Source organism: Actinophytocola sediminis (assembly GCF_054779715.1).
In genome coordinates this window covers 1-18,859 of record NZ_BAAGXS010000089.1, presented here as the reverse complement: position 1 = coordinate 18,859, position 18,859 = coordinate 1, and the positions used below count along the sequence as shown (strand labels likewise).

At 73.6% G+C, this 18,859-nt stretch carries 9 protein-coding genes; 8 read left to right on the top strand and 1 reads right to left on the bottom strand.

Translation table 11 applies throughout. The features are described from left to right. The first annotated feature begins 457 nt into the window (after positions 1 to 457). The 3 genes from ACYVIP_RS39760 (at position 458) to ACYVIP_RS39750 (ending at position 8,061) form a co-directional block, all read left to right on the top strand. On the top strand, positions 458 to 2,023 hold the full coding sequence (locus tag ACYVIP_RS39760; RefSeq protein ID WP_460406171.1) for an AfsR/SARP family transcriptional regulator: 1,566 nt from the start codon (positions 458 to 460) through the stop codon (positions 2,021 to 2,023). 111 nt (positions 2,024 to 2,134) lie between these two features. Next, entirely contained in the window at positions 2,135 to 5,497 is a 3,363-nt protein-coding gene (locus ACYVIP_RS39755; RefSeq protein ID WP_460406169.1) for a non-ribosomal peptide synthetase, read from the top strand. 2 nt (positions 5,498 to 5,499) lie between these two features. Further along, a complete protein-coding gene (locus tag ACYVIP_RS39750; protein ID WP_460406167.1) occupies positions 5,500 to 8,061 on the top strand; it encodes a penicillin acylase family protein in 2,562 nt (853 codons plus the stop codon). 52 nt (positions 8,062 to 8,113) lie between these two features. On the opposite strand, the gene ACYVIP_RS39745 is transcribed toward ACYVIP_RS39750, so the two are convergent. Next, positions 8,114 to 9,508: a cytochrome P450 gene (locus ACYVIP_RS39745; protein ID WP_460406165.1), complete on the bottom strand. Its 1,395-nt coding sequence runs from the start codon at positions 9,506 to 9,508 to the stop codon at positions 8,114 to 8,116. 147 nt (positions 9,509 to 9,655) lie between these two features. Between ACYVIP_RS39745 and ACYVIP_RS39740 the strand changes: the two genes are divergently transcribed. The 5 genes from ACYVIP_RS39740 to ACYVIP_RS39720 form a co-directional block, all read left to right on the top strand. Beyond that, the gene (locus ACYVIP_RS39740) at positions 9,656 to 11,572 is read left to right on the top strand and encodes a B12-binding domain-containing radical SAM protein (protein ID WP_460406163.1); all 1,917 of its coding nucleotides are present in this window, start codon (positions 9,656 to 9,658) and stop codon (positions 11,570 to 11,572) included. Next, positions 11,569 to 11,715, top strand: a complete 147-nt coding sequence (locus tag ACYVIP_RS39735) for a hypothetical protein (protein WP_460406161.1) — start codon at positions 11,569 to 11,571, stop codon at positions 11,713 to 11,715. Before ACYVIP_RS39740 ends, ACYVIP_RS39735 begins: the two co-directional genes overlap by 4 nt. A 140-nt stretch (positions 11,716 to 11,855) precedes the next feature. Continuing rightward, a complete protein-coding gene (locus ACYVIP_RS39730; protein ID WP_460406159.1) occupies positions 11,856 to 12,620 on the top strand; it encodes a thioesterase II family protein in 765 nt (254 codons plus the stop codon). A 2-nt stretch (positions 12,621 to 12,622) separates the two neighbouring features. Then, complete coding sequence (locus tag ACYVIP_RS39725) at positions 12,623 to 16,921, top strand: condensation domain-containing protein (protein ID WP_460406157.1); 4,299 nt, start codon at positions 12,623 to 12,625, stop codon at positions 16,919 to 16,921. Position 16,922: 1 nt separating this feature from the next. Then, the coding region (locus tag ACYVIP_RS39720; RefSeq protein WP_460406155.1) for an AMP-binding protein at positions 16,923 to 18,859 on the top strand (1,937 nt) is incomplete at its 3' end.

Sequence of the window (18,859 nt, the reverse complement as noted above, 5' to 3'; positions counted from 1 at the left end):
CTGGTGCCGGCTCGGGTTCCGAGAATGTCCGCCGGCGCCAGGTCGCCGTGATATGTGTAGCGCTCCCAGTCAATTATTCACACTTGCCGGGTTGGCGTGCTTTTTGCCGAGGTACTTGGTAATTTGGTGTGGCGCGGTCCGCGTGCCCGGTCCTGCCGGCGCCGACAAGGGCCGGACCGCGCCTTATACGATCTCGGGTGTCGTTGTCAATCGGTTAACCGACCCACACCGTTCGGCGGGTGTGTCCGATACGTTCAGGTGGTCCGTCGGCAGGTCGCCGGACACCTCGCGCACGCGGCGACCACCATGGGCGCATTTCGATAACGCGCCAGGGGCATGGCGCCTAATTCGATCCGTGTTGACAAAATGGCGAACAAATGACGTGTCGTGGTTTTACGGTAGGTCGATCACCCGACCGGACTGGCAAACCCGTGCCGGCGCGATGGATGGGGGTCCGTTGAGGCATCGGTTCACGGTTCTCGGGCCGGTTCGAGCGTGGCGGGAGACCACCGAGCTGACGTTGACCGCGCAACTACGCGCGTTCCTGGCGATCCTGCTGATCCGTCCCGGCCGGCCGGTCGCGGTGGGGGAGATCGTCGACACCCTGTGGGGTGAGCGGCCGCCGACCAGCGCGGCGAACTCGGTACACAAGCACGCGAGCAAGCTGCGCCGGCTGCTCGAGGAGCACATCACGCCGAGGGAACAGGGCCGCTGGCTCGTCCGGCAGGACCGCAGCTACCTGTTCCGGGTCGCCCCGGAGCAGCTCGACCTGCTCAGCTGGCGGCGGCTGGTCGAGCGGGCCCGGCTCGAGCGTGACCGCCAGGACCTGCACCGCGCGTTCGAGTCCTACACCGGCGCGCTGCGCCTGTGGCACGGCCGCTGCGGAGCCAACCTCGGCGGGCGGATCCGCCAACTGCCGGCCTTCCACGCGGTCGAGCGTGAGTTCGAGTCGGCGGTCCGGGAGGTCGCCGATCTCGCGCTGGTCCTCGGGCGCGCGGGCCAGGTGCTGCCGATGGTCCGCGAGGCCGCCGCCGCCGACCCGCTCGACGAGCCGATGCAGGCCAGGCTGCTGCTGGTACTGGCCGCGAGCGGGCACCAGTCGCGGGCGCTGTCGACCTACCGGGCCGTCCGCGACCGCCTGGCCGACGAGCTCGGTGTCGACCCGGGCGCCGAGCTCCGCCTGGCCTACGAACGGGTGCTGCGCCAGGAGGTCGGCACGGTCGTGCCCCGCCGGGCCACGCCGATCGTGCGGCCGGCACAGCTCCCGGCCGCGGTGCCCGGCTTCGTCGGCAGGACCGAGGCCCTCGCCGCGCTGGACGCCGCGGCGACGTGCACGGAGTCGGGACCGCTGACGGTGCTCGCCGGCGGCCCTGGCATCGGCAAGTCCGCGCTCGCCGTGCACTGGGCCCATCGCGGCGCCCACTGGTTCCCGGATGGACAGTTGTATGTGGACCTGCGCGGGTCGTCGCCGCTGGGCGCGTTGGACCCGGCCGACGCGCTGCGCCACTTCCTGACCTCGCTCGGCCAGGCGCCGGACTCGTTGCCAGACTCCAGCGCCGACCGCGGCGCCCTGTTCCGCTCCCTGCTGGCCGGCAGGCGGGTGCTGGTCGTGCTCGACGACGCGGCCGCGGCCGACCAGGTCCGCCCGCTGCTGCCCGGCGGGACCGGCTGCCTGGTGCTGGTCACGAGCAGAGCCACGCTGACCGGACTGCGCGCGATGAACGGCGCGCGGTCGATCGCCGTCGACCCGCTGACCCCGGCCGAGGCCCGGTGCCTGCTCGCCGTCCTGGTCACCGAGGCCAGGGTGGCGGCCGAACCGGACGCGGCGGCCGCGCTGGGGCGGCTGTGCGAACACCACCCGGTGGCCCTGCGGGTGGCCGCGGTCCGGCTGGCCGCCGAGCCGACCCGGCCGATCGCCGACTACGTGCGCGAGCTGACGCTGGCCGACCGGCTGGCGTCGCTGCGGGTCGAGGGCGACGCGGCGACCGAGGCCTTCTCCGAGTTCGTCCAGCTGTCGGGGTAGCCACCGACAGCGCGCCCCGTGCTCCGGGTGCTCTCCCGACTTGTCGACCAGGTCACCCGCTCACCAGGCTCTCTCCCGTTGCCCGTCGAGCCATGCCGTGTGGAGTGGTGGATGCCAGAAGACGAGCTGTACGCCGCGTTCGAACGGCTGTCGCCGGCCAAGCAGGCGCTGCTCACCCAGGAGCTCACGCGCCGGTCCACCGCCGGCCCGGCGGTGCCGCGCGTACCGAGGGGTGCGGACCTGCCGTGCTCGTTCGCGCAGGAACGGCTGTGGTACCTCGACCAGGTCGACGCCGGCTCGGCCGCCTACGCGATGCCGGCCGCGGTCGCGCTGACCGGACCGCTGGACCGTGACGCGCTGCGCCGCGCGCTGAGCGCGATCGTCGCCAGGCACGAGGTGCTGCGCACCGGGTTCACCGGCCGGGACGGCCTGCCGGCCCAGCGGATCCGGCCGGCAGCGGACCTGCCGGTCCCGGTCGAGGACCTGCGCGCCGAGCCGGACGTGGACGCGGCGGTCGCCGCCCGCTTCCGGGACCAGGCGACCCGGCCGTTCGTCCTGGCCGACGGCGCGCTGGTCCGGGCGGTCCTGCTGCACACCGCCGCCGACGAGCACGTGCTGCTGCTGACCACCCACCACATCGTCTCCGACGGCTGGTCGCTCGGCGTGCTGCGCCACGAGCTGGCCACCCTGTACGCGGCGTTCGCGGCGCACGAGCCGGATCCGCTGCCGCCGCTGCCCTTCCAGTACGCCGACTTCGCGGCCTGGCAGCGCGACCGGGCCACCGATCCCGCCGTGCTCGACCAGCTCGCCCACTGGCGGGCCCGACTCGCGGACGCGCCGGTGCTCGAACTGCCCGCCGACCACCCGAGGACCGCGCGCCGAGGCGCCGCCGGCTCCTCGGTGCCGATGCGGTTGCGTCCCGAGGTCATGGCGCGGGTCGAGCGGCTGGCCGACCAGCACCAGTCGACCTCGTTCATGGTGCTGCTCGCGGCGTTCGTCGTGGTGCTGTGGCGGTGGAGCGGGCAGGACGACCTGGTGGTCGGCACCCCGGTCGCCGGGCGTAACCCACCGGAGACCGAGGACCTCGTCGGGTTCTTCGTCAACACGCTGGCGCTGCGGTTCGACGTGTCCGCCGATCCCACCTTCGAGCGGCTGCTCGCCGAGGTCGCGCGGGAATGCCACGCCGGGTACGCCAACCAGGACGTGCCGTTCGACCGGGTGGTGCAGGAGGTGCGGGCCGACCGCGCGACCGGGCCGGTGCCGCTGGTGGCGGTGATGTTCGCGTTGCGGAACACGCCGATGCCGCTGGCTGGGCTCGGCGAGGTCACCATGACCCCACTGGACCTGCCGAGCGAGACCACCAAGTTCGACCTGTGCCTTGACCTGGTGCCCGAGCCGGACGGGGCGATCGGCGGCCGCGCCGAGTTCAGCACCGACCTGTTCACCGCCGACACCGTGCGCCGGCTGACCGACGCGCTGTACCTCGTGCTCGACGCGGCGCTGGCCGACCCCGGCACCCGGTTGTCCCGGCTGCCGATCGCCACCGAGGCCGACCGCGCGCACATGGTGGCCGCGTTCAGCGGCGGCGGCGGCGCGGCCCCGGCGACCACCGCCGGCACCCTGCACGGCCTGTTCCAGCGCCAGGTCGACGCCCGGCCGGACGCGCAGGCGGTGAGCGGCGGCGCCGCGCTGACCTACCGGGAGCTCGACGAGCGCGCCAACCAGCTGGCCTGGTACCTGCGCTCGCTGGGCGTCGGGGCCGAGCAGATCGTGGGCATCTCGCTGACCAGGTCCCCGCGCATGGTCGTGGCCGCGCTCGGCATCCTGAAGGCGGGCGCGGCCTACGTCCCGCTCGACCCCGGCTACCCGCGCGGGCGGATCGCGGACATGGCGGTCGACGCCCAGGTCCGCCTCGTGGTCACCGAGTCCGGCGTGGACGAGGAACGGTTCGGAGACGCCACCGAGCTGGTCCGCCTGGACGCCGACGAGGAGCGGATCGCGGCGTTCCCGACCGGGCGGCCACCGGAGCTGGTGGCCGAGCCCAACCTCGCCTACGTCATCTACACCTCCGGCTCCACCGGCCGGCCGAAGGGCTCGGTGAACGAGCACGGCCGGGTGGCCAACACCGTGGTCGGCATGAACGGCGTCTACCAGCTCGGGCCGGCCGACCGGATGCTGGCCATCTCCTCGCTCAACTACGACATGTCGGTCTACGAGGTGTTCGGCACGCTGGCCGCGGGCGCGACCGTGGTGGTGCCCACCGACGCGGAGGCCACCGACCCGGAGCTGCTGGCCGCCCTGCTGCGCCGGGAGCGGGTGACCGCGTGGAGCTCGGCGCCCGCGTGGCTGGACATGCTGGTCGGCTACTGCGGTTCGCGCGGCGGGCTCGGTGACGTCGCGTTGCGGGTGGTCGGTGTCGGCGGCGACCGGATGCCGCCGTCGCTGCCCGAGCGGCTGCGCGCGCTGGCGCCCGGGGTACGGCTGTTCAACCTGGCCGGCATGACCGAGGTGTCCTACTGCACGACCGCCCACCTGATCGAGGACGTGGTGGCGGCCAGGTCCGGCGTGCCGTGGGGGCGACCGCTGCCCAACCACCGGATCTACGTGCTGGACCGGCACAAGCAGCCGGTGCCGGTCGGGGTGCCGGGGGAGCTGTTCATCGGCGGCGCCGGTCCCGGCCGGGGCTACTGGCGCCGGCCAGGCCTGACCGCGACCAAGTTCGTGCCCGATCCGTTCAGTCCGGAGCCGGGGCAGCGGATGTACGCGACCGGCGACCACGCCCGGTTCCTGCCCGGCGGCGACCTGCAGTTCCTCGGCCGCCTGGACCACCAGATCAAGATCCGCGGGTTCCGGATCGAGCCGGGTGAGGTGGAGGGCGCGCTGGCCGCGCACCCGGACGTGGCCGAGCCGGTGGTGCTGGCCTACGAGGACGGCGTCGGGCAGCGCAGGCTGGCCGCCTACTTCACCACCCGCGACGGCGCTGCGCCAGAGGCGGCCGACCTGCGCCGTTTCCTCGCCGAGCGGCTGCCCGACCACATGGTGCCAAGCGCCTATGTGCTGCTCGACCGGTTCCCGTTGCTGCCGAGCGGAAAGCTCAACCGGGCCGCGCTGCCGGAGCCGACGCTGGAGCGGCCGGGCACCGACCACGAACCACCGGCCGACGCGCTCGAGCAGGTGCTGGCCGGGATCTGGGCCGAGCTGCTCGACCTCGACCAGGTCGGCGTGCTGGACGACTTCTTCGACCTCGGCGGGCACTCGCTGGTGGCCACCCAGGCGGTGTCCAGGTCACGGGACCTGTTCCGGGTCGCGCTGAGTATCCCGGACTTCCTGGCCGCCGGCACGGTCCGCGAGCTGGCGACCCACCTGCGCGCGGCCGGCACCGCCGCCGGGGTCGACGTGGCCGCGACGGCCGAGCTGGTGCTGGAGGTCAGCGCGTTGTCCGACGACGAAGCGGAAAGGCTCCTGCCAGAGTGACGGTGACCGAGGAAGAGGAGACCCAGGAGACCACCCCGCCGCCACCGCGTCGCCGGCGCAGGCTGCGCAGGGCGTTGCTGGTCACCGCGATCGTGGTGCTCGTGCTGGCGCTGGCCGGTGCCGGGTTCGTGGTGTGGACCGTGCGCCAGTCCTTCCCCCAGCTCGACGGCGAGGCGGCCGTGCCGGGGCTGAATGGCGAGGTCGAGGTCGTGCGCGACAGTCTCGGCGTGCCGCGGATCTACGGCGACGAGGCCGAGGACCTGTTCCAGGCACAGGGCTATGTGCACGCCCAGGACCGGTTCTGGGAGATGGACGTCCGGCGGCACCTGAGCGCGGGCCGGCTCGCGGAGATGTTCGGCGAGGGCCAGGTCTCGGTGGACAAGGTGGTGCGCACCATCGGCTGGTACCGGGTCGCCGAGCAGGAGGTCGAGCTGCTCTCCGCGCGGACCCGCGGCTACCTGCAGGCCTACGCCGACGGGGTGAACGCCTACCTCGCCGAGCACGACGGGGCGAGCCTGAGCGTGGAGTACGCGATCCTCGGCGTGACCGGCGGCGACTACCAGCCGCCGCCGTGGCGGCCGGCCGACTCCATCGCCTGGCTCAAGACCATGGCCTGGGAGCTCAACGGCGGCATGGACGTCGAGGTGCAGCGCTCGCTGCTCGCCTCGGCCATGCCCCAGGAGGTCGTCGACCAGCTCTACCCCGAGTACGACTTCGACGCGCGGCCGCCGATCGTCGGGCCGGGCGAGTCCAACGGCGCGGCCGTGCGGCCGGTGGCCTCGGTGCGCGCCGACCAGCGGGTCGAGTCCGTGCTGCGGGAGATCGACACGGTGTCCGGCGTGCTGGACGGCCTGCTCGGGCCGCGCGGCATCGGGGTCGGCTCGAACTCGTGGGTGATCGGCGGCAGCCGTACCGCCAGCGGGCAGCCGATCCTGGCCAACGACCCGCACCTGGCGCCGCAGCTGCCCTCCACCTGGTACCAGGCCGGCCTGCACTGCCGCGCGGTGACCGAGGACTGCCCCTTCGACGTGTCCGGCTTCGGCTTCGCCGGCATGCCGGGGGTGGTGATCGGGCACAACGCCGACATCGCCTGGGGGCTCACCGATCTCAGTGCCGACGTGTCCGACCTCTACCTCGAACGGGTCCGCGACGACCGCTACGAGCTCGACGGCGCGCAGCTGCCGCTGACCACGCGGGAGGAGACCATCGAGGTCGCCGGCGGCCCGCCGCAGCGGCTCACCGTGCGCTCGACCCGGCACGGCCCGCTGATCAGCGGTGTCCTGGGGTCGGTGGACGAGGTGACCGAGCACGTCGAGGACGGGCAGCGGATCGAGATCGCGCTGCGGTGGACCGCGCTGGAGCCGGGGCGGACCATGGACGCGATGCTCGGGCTCAACTCGGCCACCGACTGGGGGTCGTTCCGGGCGGCGCTGGCCGATCTCACCTCGCCGACGCAGAGCGTCGTGTACGCCGACCGCGAGGGCCACATCGGCTACCAGACCCCCGGCCTGATCCCCCGGCGCGGCAAGAGCGACGGCCGCGCGCCGGCGGCGGGCTGGACCTCGGCCAACGACTGGGCCGGCTTCGTGCCCTTCGACGAGCTGCCGAGCGTGTACGACCCGCCGAAGGGCTACGTGGTCACCGCGAACAACGCGGTCAGCGCGGACACCGAGGACCCGGTCAGCCGGGACTGGGGCGCTGGCTACCGCAGCGACCGGATCGCCGAGCTGATCGAGCGCGGCGCGGACCTCGACGTCGAGGACGTGAGCCGGATGCAGCTGGACAGCCACAACGCGAACGCCGCGCAGCTCACCCCGCACCTGCTGCGGGCCAGCCCGGAGCCGTCGGCCGAGGCGGCGCGGAACCTGTTGCGGGACTGGGACTTCACCCAGGGCACGGACTCCGCGGCGGCGGCGTACTTCAACGCCGTGTGGCGCCACCTGCTGGCGCTGACGTTCACCGACGACCTGTCGCGGACCCCGGCGCAGGCGGTGCCCGACGGCGGCGGGCGGTGGTTCCAGGTGGTCGGCGACCTGCTGTCCCGGCCGACGGATCCGTTGTGGCGCAACGAGGAGGACCCACGCGACCTGCGTGACCGGGACGACGTGCTCGCGGCGGCGCTGACCGACGCGGCCGCCGAGCTGACCGAGGTGCTCGGCGAGGACCCGGCGGACTGGCGGTGGGGTGACCTGCACGCGGTGGAGCTGCGCAACCAGACCCTCGGCGCGGGTGGTCCCGCCCCGATCGAGTGGCTGCTCAACCGGGGGCCCTACGAGCTGGGCGGGGGCACCGACTCGGTGAACGCGACCGCGTGGGCGCCCGAGTCGGGCTACGAGGTGATCTGGGCGCCGTCGATGCGGATGGTGGTGGACCTCGACGACCTCGGCCAGTCCCGCTGGATCAACCAGACCGGCCAGTCCGGCCACGCCTACCACGACAGCTACGTCGACCAGGCCGACCTGTGGGCCATGGGCGAGACCACCGCCTGGCTGGCCGAGGAGGCCGACGTCCGCGCGGCCGCCGAGAACACGCTCCGGCTGGTCCCCGCCGGCCGAGAGCCCTGAATGCCCCATTCAGGACGTTGACCGTCGCCAATGCCTCATTCAGGGCATGGGGCTAGTCGTCGGCGACGTGGATGGCGGCGGCGGGGCACTGGAAGGCGATCTCGCGTAGGCGGGCCGCGGGCAGGGTCGCCGCCTCGGGGGTCGGCTCGGCGAGGTCGTCGGGGCCGAAGCGGAAGGCGGTCGGCTCCTCGACCACGCACCGGCCGGAGCTCAGGCAGCTGTCGTGGTCGATCCGTACCGGGGTGCCGGCCGTCGGTGCGCCGGAGGACAGCAGGACCGGGTAGCGCGCCCAGTACACCCGCTCGGTCGTGGTGTCCCGGACCGGCGCGTCGGCCGGGTCGAGGCGCACGTCGTGTTCGAACAGGCGGCGCACGGCCAGCGCGATGAGGCCGAACAGGTGGCCCTCCGGCGCCGCGCCGGTGTCCCGGTGCACCACCCCGGCGGCGAGGTCCTGGCCGATGCACACGTGCATGCCGGCGGCGAAGCTCAGCCCGTAGGGCGCGATGCCCGGCGGGATCACCCGGTCCGGGCGGAACTCGGCCGCGTCCGGACCGTAGACGTCCTGGTCGCGGTTGACCGCCCGCAGGTCGATGACCACCACGCTGTCCCGGGGGAGCAGCACGCCCGAGCGCAGGGTGACCTCCTGCGCCGCGCGCCGCATGCCGACCGTGCTCGACGGGTTGAGCCGGATCGTCTCGTGCACGCAGCGCTGCACGAAGTACGGGTCGGTGCGCAGCCGGTCGACGTCGGCCGGGTGGTCGGTGAGCCACTCCAGCAGGTGGTGTGCCGCGCGGACGAAGGCGGTCGCGCTGGTGTGCGCGGCGACCAGCAGGAAGAACGCGGTCTCCCGCTGCAGCACGTCATCCGGCAGGCCGAGGTCGTGCTGGTGTCCGACCAGGACACTGAGCACGTCCCGGGGCATGGTCGCCCCGTCCCGGTGGAGCGCGAGGCGCCTGCGCTTGGCCGGCAGGTAGAACTGCTCGGTCCACTCCGCGAGCGCCTCCTCGATCGCCGCCCTGCGCTCCGCCTTGTCCAGTGTGGACTGCTTGAGGGTGAGCGCCTCGATGAACAGGCTCAGCTGCCGCTGCAGGTCGGCCACCGCACCCTGGTCGGCGTGGTCCACGTCCAGGCCGGCGACCAGCGCGGCGACGTGCAGCATCATCTGGTGCCCGGCGTGCACCAGCTCGATGTGCCCCGCCTGGCCGCCCCGCGCGAGCACGCCGTCGATGACGCCGGGCAGGACCTCCCGCTCGTAGTGGTCGAAGGTCTCCCGGCGGAACAGCGTGTTCTCCACCCGGCGGCGGTCGCGGTGCTCGGTGCCGTGCAGGTTGACCAGCACGTCGGCCATGATGACGTCGCCGTCGTCGTACTGCGCCTGGCGCAGCTCCTTGCGCCGGTAGGCGTCCTGGGCGTCGGCGTACCGGTGCAGCACAACACGTTCGGTCATTGCCCCAAATCTAGTGAGCCCGGCCGGTCACCGGCTGTGGGGAACTCTCCCGACTGTCCTGCCAGGACGGCGATTGTCACGCTTCCGGCACAAAGCTCGGCCAGGAAGGAATTCCTGAAACATGCCATCACAAACCTCGGGCTGGTTATGCGCCTGACCCTGGTGCAGCCGCCGAACGGTTTTCTCGACTATTACGACCTGGCACCGCCGCTGGGTTTGCTGACGCTCGCGGCCGTCGCCAGGCTGAACGGCGCGCGACCCGCGCTGGTCGACCTCAACCTGCGCGGGATGCAGGACCCGACGTTGTTCGGCGACGACTTCCACGACCGGGCGGTCGCGCTGATCGAGGAGACCAACCCCGACATCGTCGGGTTCACCTCGATGGCCCTCGAGTCCCACGTGTGCCTCGAACTGGCCCGCAGGCTCAAGGCGAGCAGGCCGGAGGTGGTCACCGTCTTCGGTGGCCCGCACTTCTCCGCCATCGCCAGGCAGACCCTCGAGCTGTACCCGTTCGCCGACTTCGTGGTCACCGGCGAGGGCGAGTACGCGGTGCGGGCCCTGCTGCGCCACCTGCGCGGCGAGGAGGGCGAGCTGCCGGCCAACGTGTGCTTCCGCCGCGACGGCGAGGTGGTGCTGCGCCGCGAGCTGCGGACCATCCAGTCGCTGGACGAGGTGCCGTTCCCGGCATACGACCTGGTCGACGTGAACGAGTACTTCGCGCTCAACCCGTTGCGGTTGCTGAACTTCGACTCCGGCCGAGGCTGCATCTTCCGCTGCTCGTTCTGCTACAGCCCAGGGCACTGGGGGCAGGGCGAGCAGGTGCGCAGCCCGAGCAACGTCGCCCAGGACGTCCTCCGGCTGCACGCGATGGGTGCCCGGCACCTGTTCTTCGTCCAGGACAACCTGGTCAACTCCGTGCCGCGCACCATGGAGCTGTGCGACGCGTTGGTCGAGTCCGGCACCGGCATGACCTGGAACGCCTACACCACCATGCAACGGCTCACCCCGGAGCTGCTCGACCCGCTCGCGGCCGCCGGCTGCACGGAGGTCTTCGTCGGCGTGGACGCGGTGTCCACCGAGGCGCAGCAGGCGTTCGGCAAGAAGTTCTTCAAGGGCTGGGACGGGCTGAAGAAGCGGTTGACCGACTGCCTCGACCGGGGCATCGTGCCGACCTGCGCGTTCATGGTGGACGTGCCGACCGACGATGACCACGCCAACACCGACGCGGTGCTCACCACCGCGCTGCTGACCCGCAACCTCGGTTGCGGCATCCGGCTGAACACCCTGACCGTGTACAACGACACGCCGACCGAGAAGCAGTTCGCCGACCACCCGAGGCACTACTCGGAGCTCAAACCCCGACTGTTGCTCGACACCCCGCCCGCGGTGTTCCAGAACGACTACGCCAGGGTGAACCCGGAGCTGTTCCCGTTCCACAGCACGCTGCTTCCGCTGCCGACCTACGAGCGGTTCGCCACGGCGATGCACGTCGCGTACACGTTGTTCACCAGCTTCTCCCGCACCCTGCTGCAGTACGTGGTCACCGACCGGCAGTCGCCGTGGCTGCTGCTCGCCAGGATCGCCGACCAGGTCGGTGACCTGCTCGCGGTACCCGCCAGGGAACGCCGGCAGCTGGAGCGCACGGTCTTCGCCCGCGAGTTCGCCACCATCGAGGTGTCCCGGCGCACCCGGGAGGCGTTCGAGCTGGAGAGCGCGGAGCTGACGCTGAGCGTGACGCCGCCGGGGGAGGACCTGCAGGTGACGAGCGCGGGGACGAGCGGCTGGTACCGGCCGGAAGCGTACGAGTTGGTCCGGCTCAGTGAACCTCTCGCCGTGCTGTCCCGCGACGACGGGGCGACACGCGTGGAGAAACCCGGTAACTACCTGGTTCTCCGGGAGGGCGGTCAGCTCAGGTACTTCCTCGTGGATGACGAGCTCGTCGGCGAGCTGAACCGCATTGGTCAGGCCAGGACGGGTCGGCAGCCGGTCGCACTGTCCGCCGACACGCTCTCCGGCCTGACTACGGCAGGAGTCCTGAAACCCATGAAGGAGGTTAGGTCATGATCGAGGAGATCGGCGCCCGGCGCCCAGTTCCGGTCCGGATCGCCCAGGAAGGCATCGCGCACGAGCGCACCGCCCAGGAGGGCATCGCGCACGAGCGGACGGCCCAGGAGGGCATCGCCCACGAGCGGCTCGCCGCCCGCTGACGGTGGTGAGACGGGGCTGAGCCGCCTGGCGCGGACAGTCCGGTTCTGCAGATCAGGAAACCCCCGGAGCGGGGTGTGGCCGCGACCCGGCCACACCCCGCTCCGGGGCTGGCTTACGGCATGAAGGTGGCGGGTACGTGATGGCGCGTTGGCTGCGCGACTGGACCGCGCGGGACGGTGCGGCGGCGCGGCTGCTGTGTTTCCCGCCCGGTGCCAGCGGGCCGCAGATCTACCGGCGGTGGGCCAAGCGGCTGCCCGGCCGGATCGCGGTGCTGGCGGTCGAGCTGCCCGGCCACGGCGCGCGGCTGCGGGAGCCGCCGCCGCGCAGTGTGGCGGAGGTGGTCGACGGCCCGCTGCTGGACGAGGTGGCGGCGCTGACCGACCGGCCGCTGGTCGTCTACGGGCACAGCATGGGCGCGTTGCTCGCGCTGGAGTTGTTCCGCCGGCTCGGTCACCGGCCGGCGTTGTTCGTCGCCGGTGCGTGTGCCGCGCCGGAGACCGAGCACGTGCCACCGGAGGTGGCGACGATGAGCGACGAGGACGTGCTCGCCTTCCTGCGGGCCAGCGGCGGCACCGATCCGGCGATCATGGCCGACCCCGAGTACCTGTCGCTGCTGATCCCGTTGGTGCGCGCGGACTTCGGCATGATCGCCGGGCACCGGTTCGGCACCCGGCCGCCGCTGGACTGTCCGGTGCGCACCTACCTCGGCGCCGAGGATCCCGAGGCGACCGCGCGGAACGCGGCCGGCTGGGCCGCGCAGAGCGACGGCGACCACGACGTGGCGGTGTTCCCCGGCGGGCATTTCTTCATCCAGAGCGCCGAGGACGCCGTGCTGAGCAGGCTGACCGGCGACATCGACGCGATGCTGGCCGTGGCGCCGGGCGCCCGGCAGGGGAGCGAGTAGCCATGCGTCTGGCGAACCTGTCCGACTCCCAGCGCGACGCCCTCGACCGGTTGCTGGCCGACCGGGGCCTGCCGGTGCCGGCCCGCGAGACGGTCACCCGGCGGGCCGACCGCACCGGCTTCCCGCTGTCCTATGCCCAGCAACGGATCTGGTTCTTCGACCGGCTGCAGCCGGGGTCGACGCTCTACAACATCGCCGGCTCGGCCCGGCTCACCGGCCGGGTCGACGTGGACGTGCTGCGCGCGAGCCTGGACGAGGTGGTCCGCCGGCACGAGGTGCTGCGCACCACCTACCACCTCGCCGACAACCGCCCGGTGCAACGGGTGAACCCGCCGCGGCCGGTGTCGCTGCCGGTGGTCGACCTGAGCGAGGTGCCGGCGCCCGACCAGGAGGCGCGGCTGCGCGCGGTCGGCCTGACCGAGGCGGCCCGGCCGTTCGACCTGGAACGTGACCAGTTCCTCCGGCCGCTGCTGGTCCGGTTCGGACCGCGGCGGCACGTGCTCGTGTTGTGCCAGCACCACATCGCCACCGACGGCTGGTCGCTTGGCGTGCTGCTGACCGAGCTCGGCGCGATCTACCGCGCGTTCGCCGCCAACCGGCCCTCCCCGTTGCCGGAGCTGTCGCTGCAGTACGGCGATTTCGCCGCGTGGCAACGGGAATGGCTCACCGGGTCCACATTGGACGCTCAGCTCGACTACTGGCGGGACCGGTTGGCCGGCGCGCCGCTGCTGGACCTGCCGGCCGGGCGGCCCCAGCCCAACCTCCGGTCCTGGGACGGGGACTCGGTGCCCTGCCGGCTGCCCGCGCCGCTCGTGCGTCGGCTGCGGGAGCTGGGTGAGTCCGCTGGCGCGACGCTGTACATGGTGTTGGTGGCCGCGTTCGCGGTGGTGGTGTCGCGGTGGAGCGCGCAGGACGACGTGGTGGTCGGCGCCCCGGTGGCCAACCGGAACCGGGCCGAGATCGAGGGCATGATCGGCTGTTTCGTGAACACCCTGCCGCTGCGGCTGCGGGTGGCGCCGGAGACGAGCTTCCGTGAGCTGCTGGCGGGTGCGCGGCAGGCGTGCCTGGACGGTTACGCCAACCAGGACGTGCCGTTCGACCGGATCATCGAGGCGGTGAACCCGGAGCGGACGGCGTCGGCGGCCACGCCGATCGTGCGGCACATGTTCGGGCTGCACAACACCGCCCCGCCCGCGTTGGACCTGCCGGAGCTGGAGGTGGAGCTGGCCGGGCTGGACACCGGCAAGGCCCGCTTCGACCTGGAGTTCGAGCTGTACCCCGACGGCGAGGCTATCGACGGGTTCGTCTGGTTCGCCGTCGAGCTGTTCACCCGCCCGATGGTGGCCAGGATCGTCGACGGGTTCACCGCCGTGCTCGCGGCGGTTGCCGACCGGCCGGACACCCCGGTGGCCGCGCTGCCCGTCGCGGCCGGCACCGGCACCGAGCCCACCGCCGGCCACGACACCGATCCACTCCAGGCGGTCGCCGACACGGCGGCGGCCGCGCCGGCCGCGGTGGCCGTCGAGGTCGCGGGCGAGCAGGTCACCCGCGCCGCGCTGGCCGGCCGCGTCGGCCGGCTCACCCACCTTCTGCTGGGGCACGGCGTCGGGCCGGAGCGGCCGGTCGTGGTGTGCCTGCCGCCATCGGCCGACCAGGTAGCCGCCCTGCTCGCGGTGCTGGCCGCCGGCGGCGTGTACGTCGCGGTGGACCGGCCGGAGCTGCTCGCCGAGGTCGCCGGGGAGACCGGGGCGGAGCTGGTGGTCACCCTCGGCACCGCCGAGTCGGCGGGCTACCGCGTCTGCCTGCTCGACCGCGAGACGCTCGGCGCGACCGCCCCGGCGCGGCCGGCCGACCTCGGCGCCACGGCCGTGCTGACCAGGGCCGCCGACCGGTGGCTGGTGGTCACCCGCGCCGGGCTGGCCGCCAGGATCGGCCAGCTCGCCGCCGACCAGCTGGCCGCCGACACCGTGGTGGTCGCCAGCTCACCGGCCGGCGACGCCTGGCCGGCGGAGGTGCTGTGCGCGCTCGGCGCGGGCGCCCGGCTGGTCCTGCCGGCGGCCAGGGACACCGGGTCGCTGCGGCGGCTGCTCGCCGACCACCCCGCCGCCGTCGCCTGCCTGCCGTCGACGACCCTGGCCGGCCTGCTCGGCCCTGGACTCCCGGCGGCCAGGATCGCGGCCAGCGGGGAACCGCCGTCGGCCTGGCTCACCCGGGCGGCCGCCGCGTCCGTGTCGTTCCGGTACGGCCCGGCGATCGCGCCGACGGCCATCGCGACCGGTGGCGTGCCGGCGGCCGGCGTCCGGATCGCGGTACTCGACGAGCGCGGCCGGCTGGTGCCCGACGGTGTGTGCGGCGAACTGTGCGTCGGCGGTCCGGCGGCCGCACCCGGCTTCTGGGGACAGTCCGAGGCCACCGCGGCGGCGCTGGTGCCCGACCCGGCCCATCCCGGCGAGCGGCTGCTGCGCACCGGCGAGCTGGCCACCTACGCGCCCGAGGAGGGCGTCCGGCTGCTCGGCCCGGTCACCGACCGCGTCCCGGTGAACGGGCACGCGGCGGCCACCGGACAGGTCCGCGCCGCGCTGGAGACCCATCCGGCCGTCGTCGCGGCGCTGGCCAACCGCGAGCCGGACGGCACGACCGTCGCCCACGTCCAGCTCGCCGCCCCGCAGGACCCGCCCGACGACCGGTCCCGCTTCGAGCAGGCCTACCTGGAACGCCCGGTCCAGGAGGACCCGGCGCTCAACCTGTCCGGCTGGACCAGCCCGCACAGCGGCGCCTACCTGGCCGAGGACGCGATGCGGGACTGGGCGCAGACCACCGCGGCCCGCGTGCTGGACCTCGCGCCGAAACGGGTGATCGAGGTCGGCTGCCGCACCGGCACCCTGCTGTTCCGCCTCGCTCCCCGGTGCGTTGCCTACTGGGGCGTCGACCCGTCGGCCAACGCGCTGGCGCACATCGAGCAGCACCGCGACTGGCTCGCCGGCCGCACCGACGCGGTGCGCCTGCTGCGGCACGCCCCCGACCACCTGGCCGACATCGAGGACGACACCGCCGACCTGGTCGTGGTGAACTCCCTGACGCGGTACTTCCCGTCGGTGAACTACCTGTGCGCGGTGCTCGAGGAGGCGCTGCGGGTCGTCGCGCCCGGTGGTGCGGTACTGCTGACCGACCTGCGGTCCTGGCCGCTCGAGCTCGCCGCCAGGACCGCGGACCTGCTCGACGTCCTGCCGCCGGAGACCACCGAGGGCCAGCTGTGCGCCACCGCCGCGGTGCGCGCGCAGGCCGAACCGGAGCTGTTGCTTGACCCGGCCGGGTTCGCCACGCTCGTCGGCGACGACCGGTTCGCCGCGATCACCGGTGTCTCGGTGCTGCCGCGCACCGGCCGCCGGCACGACGAGCTGTCCGCCGGGCGCTTCGACGTCCTGCTGCGCACCGGAACCATCCCGGCCGAGGACATCGACTGGGCCGATGACCCGGACGTACTGCGTACCGCGGGCGACCGGCTCGTCGGCCTGCGCGGCATCCCGGATGCCCGGCTGGCCCGCCGGTCCCGCGCCCGGCTCGCCGGCCGGCACCCACACCGCACGATCGGCCAACTGCCGCCGGACTCGACCGCCGGGGCCGACCCGGCGGATCTGGCCGAGATGGCCGCGGCGCACGGACGCCGGGCGGAGTTCACGCTGGGCGCTGGCGGCGCGGACACCCTCGACGTGGTGTTCGTGCCGGCCGGCGCGGCCTCGCCCGCGCTGTGCCACGGCCCGGTGTCCGGCACCCTGCGCGACCACGCGAACGACCCTGGCCGGGCGGCCGACGCGGCGCGGACCGTCCCGGTGGTGCAGGCACACCTGCGGGCGTGGCTGACCGAGCACCAGCTGCCGGCACAGGTGATCCCGGTGACGGCCTGGCCCGTCGGCCCCGACGACCGGATCGACCCCGCGCTGCTCCCGGTGCCCGTCACCGCGAGCGCGGGCGCCGGTCTGGATCAGCACGAGGAGCCGCGTACCGAGCTGGAGCGGGTGATCAGCACGATCTGGTCGGAGGTGCTCGGCATCGAGCAGCTCGGCGTGCGCGACGACTTCTTCGCCCTCGGCGGGCATTCGTTGATGGGCGCGGAGGTGGTGGACCGCATCCGCGAGGTGTGCGACGTGGACGTGCCGCTGGGGCAGCTGTTCGCCGCGCCGACCATCGCCGAGGTGGCCGCGTTCGCCGCCGAGGCGAAGGCGGGCGCGGAACCGGCGGCCGCGCCCATCCGGCGGGTCGACCGGAGCAAGCGCCGGGTGCCGTCGCGCCAGGAGGCCTGAGGTGGCCGACTCCATCGCGGAGGTGTTGCACGCCAGAGCCGAGGACTCCGGGTCGCGGACCGCGTTCACCGTCCTCGACGACGAGGACACCGCTCACCCGCTGACCTACGCCGAGCTCGACCGGCTGGCCGGCGCGGTGGCCGCGGCCATCACCGACGTGGCCGCGCCGGGCGCCACGGTGCTGCTGATGTGCCGGCCGGGCGCGGAGTACGTGGCCGGGTTCTTCGGCTGCCTGTACGCCGGGATGATCGCCGTGCCGGCACCGGCGCCCACCGGGCGCACCGGCGGCGAGCGGGTGCTCGCGGTGCTCGCCGACTCCGGCGCCGAGGTCGTCCTGGTGGACCGGGCGACCGTGCCGTCGCTGCCCGACCGGCTCGCGGCCCAGCACGTGGTCATCGTGGACGAGGTGCCAGCAGAACTGGCCGACGACTGGACGTTCACCGCGCCCCGGACCGAGGTGCCGGCCTTCCTGCAGTACACCTCCGGCTCCACCGGTGACCCGAAGGGCGTCGTGGTCGGGCACGACAACCTGCTGCACAACGCCGAGGTGCTGCGCCAGGTGCTGGACGCGGGCGCGGACACCGTCGCGGTCAGCTGGTTGCCGCCCTACCACGACATGGGGTTGATCGGCGGCATCGTGCAGCCGGTGTACGCCGGGTTCCCGGCCGTGCTGCTGTCGCCGATGTCGTTCCTGCGCCGGCCGGTGCGCTGGCTGCGGGCCATCGGCGAGTACCGCGCCACCGCGAGTGTGGCGCCGGACTTCGGCTACGCGGAGTGCGTGCGCCGGGTGAGCGACGCCGAGCTGGCCGGACTGGACCTCAGCTCGTGGCGCACGGCGCTGGTCGGCGCCGAGCCGGTGCGCGCGGCCACCCTGGACGCGTTCACGGCGCGGTTCGGCCGGGCCGGCTTCCGCCGGGCGGCCTTCCAACCCTGCTACGGACTCGCCGAGGCGACCCTGTTCGTCACCGGCGGCTCGGGTGCGGTGACCACGAACCCGCCCGACGCCGGGCCGCCGCTGGTCGGCTGCGGGCACGCCAGGACACCGGACACGGTCGCGGTGGTCGACCCGGACACCGCACAGCCGTGCCAGGACCGGACCGTCGGCGAGATCTGGGTGGCCGGCCCGACCGTGACCCGCGGCTACTGGCGGGCCGACGCGGCCACCCGCGAGGTGTTCGGCGGCGCGCTGGCCGGCGACCCGCGACGCTTCCTGCGCACCGGCGACCTCGGCTTCCTCGACGACGGCGAGCTGTACGTCACCGGCAGGCGCACCGAGCTGATCGTGCTGCGCGGCCGCAACCACTACCCCCGCGACCTCGAGATCGTTGCCCAGCAGGCACATCCGGCGCTGCTGCCCGACCGGGGCGCGGCGTTCCAGGTCGACGACGGGCACAGCGCCCGGCTGGTCCTGGTGCACGAGGCCACCCTCGGCGGCGACCAGGACGAGGTCGTCGCCGCCGTGCGCGCGGCGGTGGTCCTCGAACACGGCGCGCACCTCGACGACGTCGTGCTGGTCCGGCGCGGGACGCTGCCCCGGACTTCCAGCGGCAAACCGCGCCGGCTGGCCGCCAGGGACCGGTACCTGCGCGACCGGTTCCAGCAACGCGCCCCCGTCGCCACACCGGGGCTGGTGCCCGACGAGCCGGTCGCGCGGACCGTCGCGGAGGTGCTCGGCAAGCCGGTCGACCCCGACCGGCCACTGGTGGCCCAGGGCCTGGACTCGGTGCGCGCGGTGGAGCTGATCGCCGAGCTGCGCCAGCGAACCGGCCTGGACGTCACGCCGTCCTGGCTGCTCGCCGGTGCCACCGTGACCGCGCTGGCCGCCCGGCCGCGCCGCGCCGACCCACAGGCGCCACCCCCCGCGCCGACGGGCACCCGACCGGCGACCGACGGCCAGTCCCGGCTCTGGTTGCTGCACGAGATCGGCGCGGGCGAGGC